The 16,540-nt window shown below is 67.0% G+C and carries 16 protein-coding genes, 1 other RNA gene and 1 riboswitch; of the genes, 6 read left to right on the plus strand and 11 right to left on the minus strand.

Annotated elements, in window-relative coordinates:
* Window positions 1-20: 20 nt before the first annotated feature.
* Window positions 21-1,160: a glutamine-hydrolyzing carbamoyl-phosphate synthase small subunit gene (gene carA / locus QRN34_RS04205; RefSeq protein ID WP_285402283.1), complete on the minus strand. Its 1,140-nt coding sequence runs from the start codon at window positions 1,158-1,160 to the stop codon at window positions 21-23.
* A 216-nt stretch (window positions 1,161-1,376) separates the two neighbouring features.
* Here carA and QRN34_RS04210 point away from each other — a divergent pair, with 216 nt between their 5' ends.
* Window positions 1,377-2,060, plus strand: a complete 684-nt coding sequence (locus tag QRN34_RS04210; RefSeq protein WP_285402284.1) for a 2OG-Fe(II) oxygenase — start codon at window positions 1,377-1,379, stop codon at window positions 2,058-2,060.
* Here QRN34_RS04210 and QRN34_RS04215 read toward each other — a convergent pair.
* From QRN34_RS04215 to hrcA, 6 genes are all read right to left on the minus strand, one after another.
* Window positions 2,057-3,064, minus strand: coding sequence for a sodium:calcium antiporter (locus QRN34_RS04215; protein ID WP_285402285.1), 1,008 nt, complete (start codon window positions 3,062-3,064; stop codon window positions 2,057-2,059). The two genes, QRN34_RS04210 and QRN34_RS04215, sit on opposite strands and share 4 nt — an antisense overlap.
* Window positions 3,065-3,084: 20 nt before the next feature.
* Window positions 3,085-3,277, minus strand: a riboswitch (yybP-ykoY riboswitch).
* A gap of 95 nt (window positions 3,278-3,372) precedes the next feature.
* Window positions 3,373-4,167, minus strand: a complete 795-nt coding sequence (gene dapB, locus QRN34_RS04220; protein ID WP_285402286.1) for a 4-hydroxy-tetrahydrodipicolinate reductase — start codon at window positions 4,165-4,167, stop codon at window positions 3,373-3,375.
* A 54-nt stretch (window positions 4,168-4,221) separates the two neighbouring features.
* Entirely contained in the window at window positions 4,222-5,358 is a 1,137-nt protein-coding gene (gene dnaJ, locus QRN34_RS04225) for a molecular chaperone DnaJ (protein WP_285402287.1), read from the minus strand.
* 127 nt (window positions 5,359-5,485) lie between these two features.
* The gene (dnaK, locus tag QRN34_RS04230) at window positions 5,486-7,414 is read right to left on the minus strand and encodes a molecular chaperone DnaK (protein WP_036142082.1); all 1,929 of its coding nucleotides are present in this window, start codon (window positions 7,412-7,414) and stop codon (window positions 5,486-5,488) included.
* 91 nt (window positions 7,415-7,505) lie between these two features.
* Window positions 7,506-8,042, minus strand: coding sequence for a nucleotide exchange factor GrpE (gene grpE / locus QRN34_RS04235; RefSeq protein WP_036142085.1), 537 nt, complete (start codon window positions 8,040-8,042; stop codon window positions 7,506-7,508).
* An 87-nt stretch (window positions 8,043-8,129) separates the two neighbouring features.
* A complete protein-coding gene (gene hrcA, locus QRN34_RS04240) occupies window positions 8,130-9,191 on the minus strand; it encodes a heat-inducible transcriptional repressor HrcA (RefSeq protein ID WP_285402288.1) in 1,062 nt (353 codons plus the stop codon).
* A gap of 134 nt (window positions 9,192-9,325) precedes the next feature.
* Between hrcA and recN the strand changes: the two genes are divergently transcribed.
* Complete coding sequence (gene recN, locus QRN34_RS04245) at window positions 9,326-10,996, plus strand: DNA repair protein RecN (protein ID WP_285402289.1); 1,671 nt, start codon at window positions 9,326-9,328, stop codon at window positions 10,994-10,996.
* Window positions 10,997-11,046: 50 nt separating this feature from the next.
* Here recN and QRN34_RS04250 read toward each other — a convergent pair whose 3' ends face one another.
* On the minus strand, window positions 11,047-11,676 hold the full coding sequence (locus QRN34_RS04250; protein ID WP_036142093.1) for a response regulator transcription factor: 630 nt from the start codon (window positions 11,674-11,676) through the stop codon (window positions 11,047-11,049).
* An 86-nt stretch (window positions 11,677-11,762) separates the two neighbouring features.
* Here QRN34_RS04250 and QRN34_RS04255 point away from each other — a divergent pair, with 86 nt between their 5' ends.
* Entirely contained in the window at window positions 11,763-13,382 is a 1,620-nt protein-coding gene (locus tag QRN34_RS04255; protein WP_285402290.1) for an MASE1 domain-containing protein, read from the plus strand.
* Between the two features lie 415 nt (window positions 13,383-13,797).
* Here the strand turns inward: QRN34_RS04255 and fur are convergent, their stop codons facing one another.
* The gene (fur, locus tag QRN34_RS04260) at window positions 13,798-14,211 is read right to left on the minus strand and encodes a ferric iron uptake transcriptional regulator (RefSeq protein WP_036142099.1); all 414 of its coding nucleotides are present in this window, start codon (window positions 14,209-14,211) and stop codon (window positions 13,798-13,800) included.
* 72 nt (window positions 14,212-14,283) lie between these two features.
* Here fur and bamE point away from each other — a divergent pair, with 72 nt between their 5' ends.
* Window positions 14,284-14,751: an outer membrane protein assembly factor BamE gene (bamE, locus tag QRN34_RS04265; protein ID WP_036142103.1), complete on the plus strand. Its 468-nt coding sequence runs from the start codon at window positions 14,284-14,286 to the stop codon at window positions 14,749-14,751.
* A gap of 26 nt (window positions 14,752-14,777) precedes the next feature.
* Here bamE and QRN34_RS04270 read toward each other — a convergent pair whose 3' ends face one another.
* Entirely contained in the window at window positions 14,778-15,056 is a 279-nt protein-coding gene (locus QRN34_RS04270) for an RnfH family protein (RefSeq protein ID WP_285402291.1), read from the minus strand.
* Window positions 15,049-15,477, minus strand: a complete 429-nt coding sequence (locus QRN34_RS04275) for a type II toxin-antitoxin system RatA family toxin (protein WP_285402292.1) — start codon at window positions 15,475-15,477, stop codon at window positions 15,049-15,051. The genes QRN34_RS04270 and QRN34_RS04275 overlap by 8 nt, the downstream gene beginning before the upstream one ends.
* A gap of 79 nt (window positions 15,478-15,556) precedes the next feature.
* Between QRN34_RS04275 and smpB the strand changes: the two genes are divergently transcribed.
* The gene (gene smpB / locus QRN34_RS04280) at window positions 15,557-16,057 is read left to right on the plus strand and encodes an SsrA-binding protein SmpB (RefSeq protein ID WP_036112483.1); all 501 of its coding nucleotides are present in this window, start codon (window positions 15,557-15,559) and stop codon (window positions 16,055-16,057) included.
* An 82-nt stretch (window positions 16,058-16,139) separates the two neighbouring features.
* Window positions 16,140-16,532, plus strand: a transfer-messenger RNA (tmRNA) gene (ssrA, locus tag QRN34_RS04285).
* Window positions 16,533-16,540: the final 8 nt, after the last annotated feature.

Consider the following 16,540-nt stretch of genomic DNA (forward strand, 5'->3'; position numbering starts at 1 on the left):
GGGGACAGCGCGGCGCGTGGTTACGCGCGCTTGGCCCGGTGCTCTTCCATCGAGGCGATGAACGTGTCGAACAGGTAGCCGACGTCTTCGGGGCCCGGACTGGCTTCCGGATGGCCCTGGAAACAGAAGGCCGGCCGGTCGGTCAGGGCGAAGCCCTGCAGCGACCCGTCGAACAGCGAGGTGTGCGTGATCCGCACGTTGGCCGGCAGCGTGGCGGGGTCGACCGCGAAGCCGTGGTTCTGCGAGCTGATCAGCACGCGGCCGGTGTCGTGGTCCTTCACCGGGTGGTTGGCGCCGTGGTGGCCGAACTTCATCTTCAGCGTCTTCGCGCCCACCGCCAGGGCCAGGATCTGGTGGCCGAGGCAGATGCCGAACAGCGGGATCTTCGTGTCGAGGATCTGCCGGGTCGCTTCGATCGCGTAGTCGCAGGCGGCCGGATCGCCCGGGCCGTTGGCCAGGAACACACCGTCCGGATTCATCGCCAGCACGTCCGACGCGGGCGTCTGCGCCGGCACCACCGTGATGTCGACACCGCGACCGGCGAGCAGGCGCAGGATGTTCTGCTTCACGCCGAAGTCGTAGGCCACGACCTTGAACGTCTTGGGCACGTTCTGGAAGGCCTGCTTGTCGAGGTCGTAGATGCCCTCGGACCACTGGTAGGTCTGCTTCGTGCTGACCACCTTGGCCAGGTCCATGCCGTTCAGGCCTTCGAAACCGCGTGCCTTGGCCACCGCCGCGTCGGCGTCGATCGCGTCGCCGGCGACGATGCAGCCGCCCAGCGCGCCCTTCTCGCGAAGGATGCGGGTGAGGCGACGCGTGTCGATGCCGGCGATGGCGACGATGCCATGACGCGCAAGATACTGCGGCAGGGGCTCGACGCTGCGCCAGTTGCTGGCCAGGCGCGGCACGTCGCGCACGATAAGGCCGGCGGCGTGGACGCGGTCGGCCTCGACGTCGACGTCGTTGGTGCCGGTGTTGCCGATGTGCGGATAGGTCAGCGTGACGATCTGGCGGGAGTACGAGGGGTCGGTCAGGATTTCCTGATAACCGGTCATGGCGGTGTTGAACACCACCTCACCAATCGTCTCACCGCGGGCACCGACCGCATGGCCGTGAAAAATGCTGCCGTCTTCGAGAGCAAGCAGAGCAGGTGTACGCATGGGATGGCCGCCTTCGGGTGCAGCAAAGCCCGCAAGCCTGCATTGAGCGGCTCGTGGGCCTTGGGGATAAGGGATCGCTGGGCGGGTAAGAATGATAGGTGTGAAGGCCGCTTTTGTCCACCCGGGATGCATGAACGGCGGTGCGGCGGAATATCGCTGGGACGCCGGTCCGACGCGATACAATGGCGGCGAGCCAGACCACCCGAGAACCGTCGCATGCTGCTCGATCCCGCCCGCCTGGAACGTCCGGACACCGACATCCGGCACGAGCCCTTTTCGTTCATGATCGCGCACGGCCAGCTGCCGGACGAGTGCCGGGCGGAACTGGAGCGCGATTTTCCGCAGTACACCAGCGCGGGGTTTTTCCCGTACGACGCCAGCGATTGCGGCCCGTCGGTGAACGAACTGGTCGAACAGATGACCTCGCGCGCGTTCTCGGCCGCCATCGGCCGCCACCTGGGCATTCCCGGGCTGGAGAACTACCCCACCCTGGTTACCCTGTGCCGCCTGCTCAACCGCCGGCACGGCACCATCCACACCGACAGCAAGTCGAAGGTCGCCACCGCGCTGATCTACCTCAACCCGCTATGGCCGGACACCAGCGACGGCTGCCTGCGCTTCCTGCGCTCGATCAACGACATCGACGACATGGTGGCGCCCGAGCTGAAGCCGCTCTACGGCGAGTTCGCGGTGTTCCGCCGGGCGGAGAATTCCTTCCACGGCCACCTGCCCTACGAGGGCGAGCGCCGGGTGATCCAGGTGGCCTGGCTCACCTCGGAGGAAGAGAAGGCCCGCAAGACCAAGCGTGGCAAGTTCTCGCGGGTGTTCAAGAAGATCTTCGGCAAGCTGGACCGCAAGATGGGCGCGGACCGGGATCGCAACGCCTCGCACCCGGACTAGCGCACCCCGAACCACCAGCCGACGAAGACGGCGAACACGCCGTAGAGCGCGCCGATCGGCATCAGCCAGCGCGCCTCCACGGAGCCACGCCGGAACATCGCCCACAGCGCCACCACCGCGACCATGGTGATCGCTCCGGCCACGATCAGCGGCGTATCGAACAGCCACGGGGTGGCGAACAGCGCCAGCGAACTGGGAATGGTCGCCTGGATCATCATGGCGCCGGAGATGTTGGCCAGGGCCAGCCGCTCCTTGCCCTGGCGCACCCAGATCAGCGCGTTGACGGTCTCGGGCAGTTCGGTCGCTACCGGACTGAGCACCAGCGCGACGATGTGCGGCGATAGCTGGAAGAAGTCGCCGAAGGCCTCCAGCTGCCAGACGAAGGTGCGCGAGGCGATGGCGATGACGACCAGGGCCAGGCCCGTCTGCAATGCCACCCAGCCCATCGACGGATTGGCGTCGCGCGGGCGGAAGGTCAGCGGTTCCAGCGCCTCCTCTTCCGGTGCCGTGGTGTCGTCGCGCATCTCGCGCCACACGTAGGCCACGTAGGCCAGCAGGAACAGCACGCCCAGCCACGGCTTCCAGGCGAAGGCCACGAGGCCCAGCCCCACCTTGACGATGAAGATGGCAAGGAACCAGGACTGGTCGCGCGCCAGGCGCTGGTTGTCGACGCGTACCCGCAGGTCCGGCCGGTTCAGCCGCTTGCGACCCGCATACAGCGCGAAGCCGACGACGGCATAGGCGATGGTGGCCAGGACCAGGGGGCCGCCGAGCGCCGCGCCCACGCCGATATCCTTCGCTTCGGGTGTCTTGCCGAACATCACGGCGACGAAGGTGACCGCGCTTTCGGGAAGCGCCGTGCCGAAGGCGGCAAGCACGGTGCCGGTGGCGGTAGCGCCGAGGTTGAGCTTGCGCCCAAACCACTCGACACCGTTGACGAAGTATTCGCACGCGAAATAGATGGCCCCGGCGGAAACCAGGAACAGGAAGCATGTCAGCAGCATGGATAGTCTAAGGCCGAGCGAGCGAGAACATACCGATGGCTCAACGACACCGCTCGCCCGGCCCGGGTAAGCATGTCGCTGGCCAAAGGTCTCGCCGGGCGGGCAGCGTACTCTCCTACGCTGCTGCCGTTCGCGCCATGGGGCCGAGGCCACCAAGTGTGTTGACGCGAACTCTCCTGGGTACGGAGATGGCTACTCCCCAATGACTTCGGGCCGAATCCTACCACGCCCCGCAGCCACCCCCAACCCCACCGCCGTAGGAGCCCACGATGTGGGCGAAAAAACCAGATCGCCTCACCCCTCCCCCATCAAACCCGCGTCCCGATCACATCCTCGATCGTCCACCCACCCGGCGCACGCCCCGCCATCCACGCCGCCGCTTCCAGCGCCCCGCGTGCGAAGATCGACCGATCCGTCGCCCGATGCGCGAGCTCGATCCGCTCGCCTTGCCCCATCAGCAACGCCTGGTGCTCGCCCACGATGTCACCGCCACGCACCACCGCGAACCCGATCGTGCCGGCCTGACGCGCACCCGGACGCCCCTCGCGCGTATAGACGGCCAATTCATCCAGCGTGGCGCCGCGACCGGCGGCCGCGGCGTGGCCGAGCGCCAGTGCCGTACCGGACGGTGCGTCTTCCTTGCGGTTGTGGTGCGCCTCGACGATGTCCAGGTCCCAGCCGGGCAAGGCGGCCGCGGCTTCGCGCAGCAGGCGCGTCAGCACCGCCACGCCCAGGCTGAAGTTGGCCGCATGCAGCACGGCGATGCGCTCGGTGGCATGGATGAGGCGCTCACTGAGGGCCGGCCCGAGGCCGGTGCTGCCGGTGACCAGCGAGGCGCCGCTCGCCTCGCAGTAGTCCAGCGCAGCGGCCAGGCCTTCCGGGCCGCTGAAATCGACCACCACGTCGATGTCGGCGGCGTCGGTCCAGTCGCTGAAACGCAGGGCGGAGACGTCACCGTAGGCGGCCTTGCCCAGGCGCGGCGAGGCCGACGACACCACCGCCCGCACCGCGTCGAAACGCGCATCCTCGCGCACCAGGCCGAGCAAGGCGGAGCCCATACGGCCGGAGGCGCCGCTGATGGCGAGACGGACGGGACGGGTCATGGGGTGGAACCTCGACGATGAACGGACGGCCATGCTAGTGGATGGCCGTCCGGCTTACGAGGTGACCTTCGACCAGAAGTCCTTGACGCCGTCGATGAAGGTGGTGGAACGCGGCGTGTGCTTGGCGGCTTCCTCGCCCACGAACGTGGCCTCGAGCTGCGTGAGCAGTTCGCGCTGTTCCTTGGTCAGGCGTACCGGGGTCTCCACCACGACGGTGCAGACCAGGTCGCCTGTGCGCCCGCCGCGAACCGACTTCACGCCACGGCCGCGCATGCGGAACTGGTGCCCGGTCTGGGTCTCGGGCGGCACGCTGACTGGGATCTCGCCCTCCAGCGTCGGCACCATCAGTTCCGTGCCCAGCGCGGCCTGCGCGAAGCGGATCGGCACCTCGCAGTAAAGGTCGCTGCCGTCGCGCTGGAAGATGGCGTGCTCGCGCACCCGCACTTCCACATACAGGTCGCCGGCCGGCGAACCGGCGGGACCGGCTTCGCCCTGGCCGGTCAGGCGGATGCGGTCGCCGTTGTCGACGCCCGCCGGAATCTGCACGGACAGCGCGCGCTGTTCCTCCAGCCGCCCTTCGCCGTGGCACTTCTTGCAGGGCTTGTCGATCTTCTGTCCGGTACCGTGGCAGGTCGGGCAGGCCTGCTGGATGGAGAAGATGCCGTTCTGCATGCGCACGCGGCCGTGGCCGGCACAGGTACCGCACTTGGACACCTTGCCGTCTTCCGAGCCGCTGCCGTTGCAGTGGTGGCAATTGACCTGGGTCGGGATCTCGATCTTCTTCTCGACGCCGAACACGGCCTCTTCGAGATCCAGGTCCATCATGTAGCGCAGGTCGGCACCGCGGCGCGCGCGCTGGCGGCCACCGCCACCACCGAAGATGTCGCCGAAGATGTCACCGAAGATATCGCCGACGTCACCGAAGCCGCCACCGCCTCCGCCGCCACGACCGAAGCCACCGCCCTCGAAGGCGGCATGGCCGTACTGATCGTACGCGGCGCGCTTCTGCGCATCCGACAGCACGTCGTAGGCTTCCTTGGCTTCCTTGAATTTGTCGATCGCCGCCGGGTCGTCCGGATTGCGGTCGGGGTGGTACTTCATCGCGACGCGACGAAAGGTCGTCTTGAGTTCGCCGTCAGTGACGGTGCGTTCGACACCGAGGATTTCGTAGTAGTCGCGCTTGCTGCTCATGGCACGCTTGCTTTCCCTGGACGGACGAACGCGCCGAGAGGTTGCCCTTCGACGCGATCGTGCCGGTTAACCGATAGCGTGCCGCGGGTATGGAACCCGCGGCACGCCGTTGCCTTGTCGGGACGAATTACTTCTTCTCGTCCTTGACCTCGGTGAACTCGGCGTCCACCACGTCGTCCGGCTGGGCCGAACCGCCGCCCGGTGCCGACTGCTGCGCGGTGTCCTGCGTGCCACCCGACGACTGCGCCGCGGCGGCCAGGGCCTGCGCGACCTGCTCGAGGTTGGCGATCTTCGACTCGATGGCGTCCTTGTCCTCACCCGACAGCGCCTTCTCCAGCTCGGAGACCGCACCGTCGATGCTGGCCAGCTGCTCGGCCGGGATCTTGCCGCCGTGCTCCTTCAGCTGGCTGCGCGTGGCGTGGACGAGCTGGTCGCCCTTGTTGCGCACCTGCACCAGGTCGTGGAACTTGCGGTCCTCTTCGCGGTTGGCTTCCGCGTCGGCGACCATGCGTGCCACTTCCTCGTCGGACAGGCCCGAACCGGCCTTGATCTCGATCTTCTGTTCCTTGCCGGTGTCCTTGTCCTTGGCGGACACGTGCAGGATGCCGTTGGCGTCGATGTCGAAGGTCACTTCGATCTGCGGGGTGCCGCGCGGCGCCGAGCGGATGCCGGAAAGATCGAACTTGCCCAGCGACTTGTTGGCGTTGGCTCGCTCGCGCTCGCCCTGCAGCACGTGCACGGTCACGGCGTTCTGGTTGTCCTCGGCGGTGGAGAAGGTCTGCGAGGCCTTGGTCGGCACCGTGGTGTTCTTCTCGATCAGCTTGGTCATCACGCCGCCCATCGTCTCGATACCGAGCGACAGCGGGGTGACGTCGAGCAGCAGCACGTCCTTGACGGTACCGCCCAGCACGCCACCCTGGATGGCGGCGCCGACGGCGACGGCCTCATCCGGGTTGACGTCCTTGCGCGCTTCCTTGCCGAAGAAGTCCTTCACGGCTTCCTGGACCTTGGGCATGCGGGTCTGGCCGCCGACGAGGATCACTTCGTCGATGTCGGAGATCTTCAGGCCGGCGTCGTTCAGCGCGGTGCGGCACGGGTCGATGGTGCCCTTGACCAGGTCTTCCACCAGCGACTCCAGCTTGGCACGGGTCAGCTTGATGTTCAGGTGCTTCGGGCCGGTAGCGTCGGCGGTGACGTACGGCAGGTTCACGTCGGTCTGGTGAGCCGAGGACAGTTCGATCTTGGCGCGCTCGGCGGCGTCCTTCAGGCGCTGCAGGGCCAGCTGGTCCTGACGCAGGTCGATGCCCTGCTCCTTCTTGAACTCTTCCACCAGGTAGTCGATGACGCGGTTGTCGAAGTCTTCGCCACCCAGGAACGTGTTGCCGTTGGTCGAGAGCACTTCGAACTGCTTCTCGCCGTCGACGTTGGCGATCTCGATGATCGAGACGTCGAACGTGCCGCCGCCCAGGTCGTACACGGCGATCTTGCGATCCTTCGCGGACGTCTTGTCCAGGCCATAGGCCAGCGCGGCCGCGGTCGGCTCGTTGATGATGCGCTTGACCTCGAGGCCCGCGATCTTGCCCGCGTCCTTGGTGGCCTGGCGCTGGCTGTCGTTGAAGTAGGCCGGCACGGTGATGACGGCCTCGGTGACGGCCTCGCCCAGGAAGTCCTCGGCGGTCTTCTTCATCTTCATGAGGACCTTCGCGGACACTTCCTGCGGGGCCATCTTCTTGCCGTCGGCGGTCTGCACCCAGGCGTCGCCGTTGTCGTGCGCGACGATGCCGTAGGGGACCAGCTTGAGGTCCTTCTGCACTTCCGCGTCGGTGAACTTGCGGCCGATGAGGCGCTTTACCGCGTAGAAGGTGTTCTTGGGATTGGTGACGCTCTGACGCTTGGCCGGCGCACCCACCAGGACTTCGTTGTCCTTGGTGAAGGCGACGATGGACGGCGTGGTGCGATCGCCCTCGGCGTTCTCGATGACACGCGCGGTCGACCCTTCCATCACTGCCACGCAGGAGTTGGTCGTACCGAGGTCGATGCCGATGATCTTGGCCATTGAAGTTGCTCCGTTTATATCTAAGCGGCCCCCGCGGCCGCGACTGGTGTGGAAAATGGGGGTAACCCCCATCGATTCAATATCTTCGGTATCAGTTATCGCGAACCACGGCGACCAGCGCCGGGCGCAGCAGGCGATCGTTCAGCACGAACCCCTTCTGCACCACCGCCACCACCGTGTTGGGCGCGTGCTCGTTCGACTCGACCGAGCTGATCGCCTGGTGGTGCTCCGGGTTGAACGGCTGGTGCAGCGGATCGACCACCGACAGGCCGTTGGCCTGGGTCACCTTTTCCAGCTGCTTGAGCGACATTTCCAGTCCCTCGCGCAGTGTCTTCGCATCGGCCGACTGGTTGGCCAGGCCGAGCGCGATGCCGTCGTAGACCGGCAGCAGGTCGCCCAGCAGCTTCTCGTTGGCGAAGCGACGCGCCTGGTCGAGGTCGCGCTGCATGCGCCGGCGCTGGTTCTCGATCTCCGCCTTTTCGCGCAGGACCGTCTCGCGGGCCTGGGCCAGCTCGACCTCCATCGCGGAAAGCTGGGCGTTCAGCGCATCGAGCTCGGCCTGTGCGCCGTTCTCGGCGACACCGCCGTCCTGCGCCGGATCGGGCGCGTGGGGATCGTTGTTCTGCATGATTACTCCAAATGTCAGCTCACCGGCCCCGCGGTGACGCGGGGCCGAACATTCGCGGGAATTACCAAACCCGCCTCCCGTGCCGGTTTATGAGGTCGCCGCGGCGCGATTCAAGGCGTCACTGAGCAGCGCGGCCGTGGCCTGTACCACGGGGATCACCCGCTCGTAGGCCATGCGGGTCGGTCCGATGACGCCGATCGCGCCCAGCATGCGGCCGGGGGTGCCGTAGGTGGCGGTGACGATGCTGCAACCGTCCAGGGCCGAGAAGCCCGATTCCTCGCCGATGAAAAGGCGCACGCCGGGGGCCTGGACGCACATTTCCATCAGCTGGAGCAGGTCGCGCTTTTGCTGGAAGGCGTCGAAGAGGTCGCGGAGCCGTTCGATGTCGGCCAGCTCCGAGTAGCCCATGAGGTTGGTCTGGCCGCTGACCAACACGTCGTCGGCGTCGTCCACGGGGGTAAAGGAGGCCGTGGCCAGTTCGACCACACCGGACAGCAGGCGGTTCAGTTCCCCCCCGGCCTCGCGCAGTTCGGTGGCGAGGTGGGCGCGTATGTCGGCCAGGCGGAAGCCGGCGAACTGCGCATTGAGGTAGTTGGCCGCCTGCTCCAGCTCGCCGGCATCCAGCGGCTTGGCCAGCTGGACCACCCGGTTCTGCACCTGGTTGTCCGAGAAGACCAGGATCACCAGGACGCGCGCGTCGGGCAGGCTGACGAAATCGATGTGGCGCAGCGGGAAGTCGCCCTGCCGCGGCACGGTGACCACGCCGGCGAACCGGGTCATCGCGGAAAGCAGGTTGGACACGTTGCCCAGCAGGTCGCGCGTGGTGGTCTGGTGGGGCGGCAGGCCGCCCTGCAGGCGGGCCATGTCGTCGCGCGGCAGCGGTTTCAGCTCCAGCAGGCTGTCGACGAACAGACGGAGGCCACGCGGCGTCGGAATACGCCCTGCCGAGGTGTGCGGCGAGGCCACCAGACCGGCCTCTTCCAGGTCGGCCATGATGTTGCGGATGGTGGCGGGGCTGACTTCCAGGCCGGACGAACGCGCCAGCGTGCGTGAGCCGACCGGCTCCCCATCCGACAGGTATTGCGAGATGAGGGTCCGCAGCAGCCGGCGCGCGCGAGCATCGATGTCGTGACCGGAGAACGGATTCATGCGCCTGGCTGGTGTGGGAAAGGGGATGGAACGTGGCGCTATCAATAAGGTCTTGCCGCGCCGCTTGCAAGTCTCGGCTTCTGCGACGCGCCTGCCGCTACAATCGGTGCGATTCCCTCCGCCGTCCGGTCGCCATGCTCACGTCGCTCTACGTCCGCCAGTTCGCCGTCGTCGAAGAAGCCGAGATCGCCTTCGGCCCCGGCCTCACCGTGGTCAGCGGCGAAACCGGCGCGGGCAAGTCCCTGCTGGTCGACGCGCTGATGCTGCTGGCCGGCGCCCGCGCCGACAGCGGCATGGTCCGGGCCGGCAGCGACCGCGCCGAACTGGCCGCCGAGTTCGACCTGGCCGGCCTGCCCGAGGCCACCGAGTGGCTGCGCCAGGAGGAACTGGACGACGGCGAGACCTGCCAGCTGCGTCGCGTGATCCGCACCGAGGGCAGCTCCCGCGGCTGGATCAACGGCCGCCCGGCCAGCCTGGCGCAGATGTCCGCGCTGGCCTCGCGGATCGTGGAGATCCACGGCCAGCACGAGCACCAGGCGCTGCTCTCGCGCCAGCACCAGATGGCCCTGCTGGATGCCTACGCGGGCAACGAGGCCCGGCTGGCGAGCGTGCGCGACACCGCCAAGGCCTGGCGCGACGCCGTGGCACGCATCCGCACCCTGTCCGGCGGCGACGACCGCGAACGCCAGATCGAACTGCTGGCCCACGAGCTGGAAGAACTGGACCGCTGGGCCCTGGCGCCGGCCGCGCTGGACGACCTGGAAGCCCAGCACCGCCGCCTCGCCAACGCCGGCCGGCTGGCCGAGGGCGCCAACGGCGTGGTCGAGATCCTCGATGGCGAAAGCGAGTTCGCGGTCGGGCGCGCCCTGCTCCGCGCCCATGCCGAGGTTTCCCGGCTGGCGGAACTGGACGCCTCGCTGGTGCCCACGCTCGAATTGCTCGACAGCGCGCAGATCCAGGTCGGCGAAGCCGTCGACGGCCTCGGCCGTTACGCCCAGGATGTGGAGCTCGACCCGGAACGCCTGGCCGAGGTGGATACCCACCTCACCCACCTGCACGACCTGGCCCGCCGCTACCGCTTGCCGATCGAGGAACTGACGGCCAAGGCGGAAGAGGTCCGCGAGCGCCTGGCCGAGCTGGAAGGCGCCGGCGACGCGCTGGACCGCCTGGCCCACGAGCGAGACCGCCTGCGCACCGCCTGGGACAGCGCCGCCAGGGCCTTGTCCGACGCCCGCAGCGAAGCCGCCGGTCGGCTGGGCGGCACGGTCGCCACGCTGATGGGTGAACTGGGCATGGGCGGCGGCCGCCTGGTGGTGTCACTGGAGCCGGCCGAGGGCGACGAGCCCGATCCGCAGGGCCGCGAACGCTGCGAACTGCTGGTCAGCGCCAACCCCGGCCAGCCGCCCCGCCCGCTACGCAAGGTGGCCTCCGGCGGCGAGCTGGCGCGCATCAGCCTGGCCATCGAGGTCGCCACGCTGGGCAACGACAACATCGGCTGCATGATCTTCGATGAAGTGGACACCGGCATCGGTGGCGCGGTGGCCGAGGTGGTCGGGCAGAAGCTGCGCGCCCTGGGCGAGAACGTCCAGGTGCTGTGCGTGACCCACCTGCCCCAGGTGGCCGCGCAGGGCCATGCCCACCTGCGCGTGGCGAAGGAAAGCGACGGCGATTCCACCCGCACACGCATCCACGCCCTGGATGCCGGCGGCCGCCGCGACGAGCTCTCGCGCATGCTGGGCGGGGTGGAAATCACCAAGGAAACCCGCGCCGCCGCGAAGAAGATGCTGGACCGCGCCCAGGGGTAACCCGGGTACGCCGCCCGCCGGTCAGGCTCAGGCGCTCAGGCTCGGCGGGCTCAGGCGCGGATCAGGCCGCGCTCCTGCGCCATGCGGTAGAGATCGAGCTCCGAGCCGGCGTTGAGCTTGTTCATCACCGCGGCGCGGTGGATATAGATCGTCTTCTGCCCGATACCCAACTCCGCCGCCACCTGCTTCGGCGCGCGTCCGGCTGCCAGCAGGAGGAAGACTTCGCGCTCACGGGCAGTCAGCCGACTGAACGGGTCCAGATCCGCCGAGGGCCGGCCCGACCGGCGCTGACGCAGGTCCGAACTGAGGTATTGCTCGCCGCTCAAAACCGAACGCACCGCGGCGACCAGTTCCTCCGGGGCCACGCCCTTGGTCACGTACCCACGCGCGCCACGGCGCAGCGCCTCGGACACGTAGGGCTCGCCGTCGTGCATGCTCAGCACCACGATCTTCATCGTGGGCGCGATGCTGGCCAGGTGCTCGATCAGGGGCAGGCCACTGCCGTCGGGCAGGGACAGGTCCACCGCCACCAGGTCGGGGCGATGCTGGGTCACGGCATCCACGGCCTCGTCGGCGTTGCGGGCTTCGGCAACGACATCCAGATCGGGTTCGAGCTCGATGAGCCGCTTGAAACCTTCACGAACGATGGCGTGGTCATCTACAAGAGCGATTCTTGGCATGGGCAGAATGTAACAGGCAAACCCGACGCGTGCGTATGGGCGACGCCGGGCGTCGGGCAGCCGCATCCGCCGTGTAACATTCGGCCATGCGATTACACGCACCCTCCCGATTCATCGGTCCCCTGATCGCGCTCGCCTACGCGGCCGCGTGGATCATGCTCTGGCCGACCGAACAGCCCTACTGGGTGCTGCCCTTCGGCCTCCGCTTCGGCGCGCTGCTGCTCACCCGCACCCGCAACTGGTTCTGGATACTCCCCGCGGAGATCGCCGGCAGCAGCTTTTGCGAGTGGCGCAGCGGCCTGCCGATCGGTGGCGCCGGCTTCATCATCGGCGACGCGCCCGAGCCGCTGATGGTCGCCGCCTGCCTGTGGCTGCTGCGTCGCGCCCACCTGCACGCCAGCCTGGGCACCCCGGAAGACGTCGCCCGCCTGCTGCTCTCCGCCATGGTGACCGCCACGGTGGCCACCGCCGGTAACGCCGCCATGATGGCCTCCCTGCATCCGGCCGCGCCGGTCGAGATGCTCGGCACCACCTTCGGCAGCGACCTGCTCGGCAACTACCTGGGCGTGCTGTTGGTCGTCCCGGTCATGATCCTCATCTTCCGGGAGCGCCCCACGCAGGCCTCCATGGCGGAGCTGATGCTGGATGGCCTGCTGGTCATGCTGCCGTCGCTGGCCATCCTCATCACGCTGGCCGAGTACTCGCCGCAGCCGCAGTTCGCCCGGGTCCTGTCGCTGGCGCCCGTGCTGTTCTTCGCATTCCGGCACGGCTGGCGCGGCGCCGGCCTGGCCATGCTGATCACCAGCGTGGGCCTCAACGTCACCGAGGACATGATCGGCCGCGGCGCGCCCACGGCGGCAGCCCACCTGTTCCTGGCCGTGGCCGGCACGGGCACGCTCATGCTCGGCGCCGCCACCGATGCCCTGCGCCGCAGCAGCGAGCGCGTGGCCCAGCAGAACACCCACCTGGCCGCGGCCAACCAGCGCCTGGACCAGTTGGCCCGCCAGTTGCGCGACGCGGCGCGCGGCAACCTGCAGGCGGAAGAAAACCTGCGCCGTCACATGGCCGCGGAGCTGCACGACGAACTGGGGCAGAACCTCACCGCCATCCAGACCCACCTCAAGCTGGCCCAGGCCCGGCTGGGCAACGCGGGCATGGAAGACATCGGGCGCTCGATCAACGGCATCCTCGGCCACATGCGCAAGGCACTGCACAAGATGCTGGACAGCCTGCGACCCTCGGTGCTGGACGAATTCGGCCTGCTGCGCGCGCTGGACGAAGGCCCCATCCGCGACATGCTCACCGCCGCCGGCATCCACTACGTGACCGACCTGCGTGGCGAGCCGCGGCTGCTCGACGAAGACACCCTCACCGCGATCTACCGCGTGGTGCAGGAAAGCGCCACCAATGTCGTACGCCACTCCGGCGCCAGCCGCCTGGCCCTTCGGCTGCGCATCGGGCTGCGCGACCACGGCCCCGTCGCCATCCTGGATATCCGCGACGACGGCACCGGATTGCCCGCCACGCCCCAGCCGGCACGCACGGACGGCGGCGGGCGCGGCCTGCAAGGTATGAGCGACCGCATCACTGCGCTCGGTGGCCTGTTCCGCATCCGTCCCGAACCGGTCGGATTGCACCTGCGCGTGCTGCTCCGCAGCACAAGTATCGGAATGGACATAGGAAATTTTCCGATATCACGTCAGTGAACACTTCGTTACGATCTCTTTATCGATGTGGGGGAGCTGCCGTCGAGAGACGGTAAGCCCAGGTCGGTCGTGGGGACGATCGACCTGAAGAGGCGACAGGATGTCAGCCTCGCCGGTTCGACGTGGATAAGCGCCAACCCAGCGAGCAACTCGCGGTTGGCGCGCTACGACGAAGCGGATCAAGCCGCCGGGGGACAGGAGTCCTCCGGCGGCGTTTTTATGGGCGCTTGTTTTTCGCCATGCCCTCGCCCTTCGTGGCACACCCTGCCCGACACTGCGCGACCCGCTCAGTAGGAGCGGACGATGTCCGCGAAACCAACCCAGGCCATACCGAACCACCCGAAGGCCCCACAAACGCAATCACCCCCGTGGCTTGCGCGACGGGGGTGACTGGGAGGGGGTGACGCAGGCGGGATCAGCGCTTCTTCTTCGGCCTGACGTACAGCACCAGGCTGTGGTCCTCGATGACGTAGCCGTGCCGCTCGGCGATCTCGTGCTGGAGGCGCTCGATCTCCTCGCTGATGAACTCGATCACTTTTCCGCTGTCAACGTCGATCATGTGGTCATGATGCTTGCCGCGGTCCAGCTCGTAGACGGCCTGCCCACCCTCGAAGTTGTGCTTCATGACGATGCCGGCCGCTTCGAACTGGGTGAGCACCCGATACACCGTGGCAAGCCCGATGTCCTCCTGGTGCGCAAGCAGACGCTTGTAGATGTCTTCGGCCGTGAGGTGGCGCTCGTCCGCCTCTTCGAAGATCTGCAGTATCCGCATGCGCGGATGTGTGACTTTGAGACCCGCCTTGCGGAGCTCCCTGGTTTCCTGGTCCATAAAGACCCCCTCGCGGTGCCGTCAGGCGCTTAGTGTATCATCGCAGGCTTCACGATCCGGACGTTACTACGCATGCATAAGCTCATTCGCACGCTGGGTTTGGCCATGATGGCAGTCGCCATCGCGGGCTGTGGCCTCGTCTATACCCCCGACGTGCAGCAGGGCAACCTGCTCGACAAGAAAAACGTCGATCAGCTGCAGCCTGGCATGACCAAGCGTCAGGTCCTGGTGCTGCTGGGCACCCCCTCGGTCACCTCGCCCTTCGACCAGGATCGCTGGGATTACGTGTCCACCTTCTCGCATCGCGGCAAGAAGATGACCACCCGCACCCTCACCCTGACCTTCAACAACGACACGCTGGTCCGCACCGAAGGCGATTTCTTCGCCCAGGATGCCCAGCAGCTGCTGAAGGACTCGGAGAAGTACAAGGCCAACCCCGTGGGCGGCGCCCAGGGCGACAAGAACACCAGCGCCGACGACAGCAAGAAGGACGACGGTGGCGTGTTCGGCGGCGGCTCGTCGGGCGACGGCAAGAAGTAAGCCCTGGCTGCACCCTGCTGGCCGGATCAGGCGCCGCGTTTCGCGCGGCGCCGTCGGGCCTCCATCGGGTCCAGGATCAACGGCCGGTAGATTTCCACGCGGTCGCCCGCTTCCAGCGGCCGTTCGGGCGCTACCTTCTTCGCAAAGACGCCCAGGCGCGCCGGATCCGGCACCAGACCCACGGGTAGCCGTGGCAGGGCCATCGTCACCGCTTCCCAGGCCGATGTGCCAGCCGGCACGATAAGGGCCACGACGCCCTGCCCCTCCGGCCCGGCGTAGGCCACTTCCACGGCAAGTTCAGCCATATTGGCGACGGGCCTCGTCGCAGAAATCGTCCACCATGCGGTTGGCCAGCTGCTGGAAGCCCATCTTCAGGACCGAGCCGCCCAGGCCCGCGTAGTCGAAGTCCAGCGCCAGCGCGATCTTGCAACCCACCTCGCCCAGCGCCTGGAAGGTGAACAGTCCATCGAGCGAGCGGAACGGGCCTTCCACGAATTTCATGGTGAGGCTTTCCGGACGCACCATGGTGTTGCGGGTGGTGAAGCTCTGCCTGAGTCCAGCCAGCTTGAGATCCAGCCGGGCCACCAGCACATCGGGCTCGCGCTCGATCACGGTGGCCGCATCACACCACCCGAAGCGCTTTGGGTATGCTTCCACATCGTTGACCAGGTCGAACATCTGCCCCGGTGTGAAAGGAACGATCGCACTGCGGCGGATTTCAATCATTAGCTGACCTCGTCTTATGTGCCGGCAAACGGACCCGCCGGCCTTGTATCAGGGACCCGATAGACCGATTTTAGCGGACATGGCAAAAGCGAAACCGAAGGACACGGAAAAAGAAGGCGGCGGCACGATCGCGCTGAACAAGCGCGCGCGCCACGAATATCACATCGACCAGCGCTTCGAGTGCGGCATGGCCCTGGAAGGCTGGGAGCTGAAATCGCTGCGCGCCGGCCGGATCAACTTCGGTGAAGGCTGCTACGCGATCATCCAGCACGGCGAGGTGTTCCTCGTCGGCGCCCAGATCCCGCCGCTGATCAGCGCCTCCACCCACGTGATCGCCAACGACCGGCGCACGCGCAAGCTGCTGCTGCACCGCGAGGAGATCGACCGCCTGATCGGCGCCGTCGAGCGCAAGGGCTACACCCTGGTGCCCACCGCGATGTACTGGAAGCACAACAAGGTGAAGTGCGAGATCGGCCTGGCCAAGGGCAAGCAGGAGCACGACAAGCGCAACACGGACAAGGAACGCGAATGGGCGATCGACAAGCAACGCGTCATGCGCTCGCACAATCGCATGGGCTGACCTGAACGGTCGGGCGGCGCCCATTGTGGGTGCCACTCCCCGCCCATATACTGTGGGATGTAGTCACACAACGTTTTTCCCCGGGGGTGTTCTGGTTTCGACGGGGGTAGTGCGATCTACTGGTGCATGCCGAGGGGGCAGCTTTCCTCGTTAAACCAGCCGCAAAACATATAGTTGCCAATGACAACTACTACGGTGACAACTCGGTGGCTCTCGCCGCCTAAGCTGTCCGGCCCCTAAAAAAGGCCAAACCCCCGACCCGATCTTGTGCTCATGCTCGTCGGTGTAGGGTCACTATCATGAGACCGCCGAAAGACCCTCCATCTGTGGGTCTGACGCTAGATCAATCAGATATGTCCGCCGGTGCGCTTAGCACGCCGTGCTGTCGGTGGACGAGATCTAACGGTGAGCTAAGCATGTAGATCTGGAGATTAAACGCCTTCGGACGCGGGTTCGACTCCCGCCACCTCCACCAATATGGCT

The sequence above is a fragment of the Luteibacter sp. ME-Dv--P-043b genome (genome assembly GCF_030209605.1).
GTDB lineage: Bacteria > Pseudomonadota > Gammaproteobacteria > Xanthomonadales > Rhodanobacteraceae > Luteibacter.

What these genes read in the sequence shown, in the direction of transcription:
- grpE (WP_036142085.1), bottom strand. Translation starts at nt 8,042, where the DNA reads ATGCAGAACAACGATCCCCACGCGCCCGATCCGGCGCAGGACGGCGGT.
- QRN34_RS04270 (WP_285402291.1), bottom strand. Translation starts at nt 15,056, where the DNA reads ATGGCTGAACTTGCCGTGGAAGTGGCCTACGCCGGGCCGGAGGGGCAG.
- QRN34_RS04215 (WP_285402285.1), bottom strand. Translation starts at nt 3,064, where the DNA reads ATGCTGCTGACATGCTTCCTGTTCCTGGTTTCCGCCGGGGCCATCTAT.
- fur (WP_036142099.1), bottom strand. Translation starts at nt 14,211, where the DNA reads ATGGACCAGGAAACCAGGGAGCTCCGCAAGGCGGGTCTCAAAGTCACA.
- QRN34_RS04255 (WP_285402290.1), top strand. Translation starts at nt 11,763, where the DNA reads ATGCGATTACACGCACCCTCCCGATTCATCGGTCCCCTGATCGCGCTC.
- smpB (WP_036112483.1), top strand. Translation starts at nt 15,557, where the DNA reads ATGGCAAAAGCGAAACCGAAGGACACGGAAAAAGAAGGCGGCGGCACG.
- dnaJ (WP_285402287.1), bottom strand. Translation starts at nt 5,358, where the DNA reads ATGAGCAGCAAGCGCGACTACTACGAAATCCTCGGTGTCGAACGCACC.
- QRN34_RS04275 (WP_285402292.1), bottom strand. Translation starts at nt 15,477, where the DNA reads ATGATTGAAATCCGCCGCAGTGCGATCGTTCCTTTCACACCGGGGCAG.
- QRN34_RS04250 (WP_036142093.1), bottom strand. Translation starts at nt 11,676, where the DNA reads ATGCCAAGAATCGCTCTTGTAGATGACCACGCCATCGTTCGTGAAGGT.
- dnaK (WP_036142082.1), bottom strand. Translation starts at nt 7,414, where the DNA reads ATGGCCAAGATCATCGGCATCGACCTCGGTACGACCAACTCCTGCGTG.
- hrcA (WP_285402288.1), bottom strand. Translation starts at nt 9,191, where the DNA reads ATGAATCCGTTCTCCGGTCACGACATCGATGCTCGCGCGCGCCGGCTG.
- dapB (WP_285402286.1), bottom strand. Translation starts at nt 4,167, where the DNA reads ATGACCCGTCCCGTCCGTCTCGCCATCAGCGGCGCCTCCGGCCGTATG.
- carA (WP_285402283.1), bottom strand. Translation starts at nt 1,160, where the DNA reads ATGCGTACACCTGCTCTGCTTGCTCTCGAAGACGGCAGCATTTTTCAC.
- bamE (WP_036142103.1), top strand. Translation starts at nt 14,284, where the DNA reads ATGCATAAGCTCATTCGCACGCTGGGTTTGGCCATGATGGCAGTCGCC.
- QRN34_RS04210 (WP_285402284.1), top strand. Translation starts at nt 1,377, where the DNA reads ATGCTGCTCGATCCCGCCCGCCTGGAACGTCCGGACACCGACATCCGG.
- recN (WP_285402289.1), top strand. Translation starts at nt 9,326, where the DNA reads ATGCTCACGTCGCTCTACGTCCGCCAGTTCGCCGTCGTCGAAGAAGCC.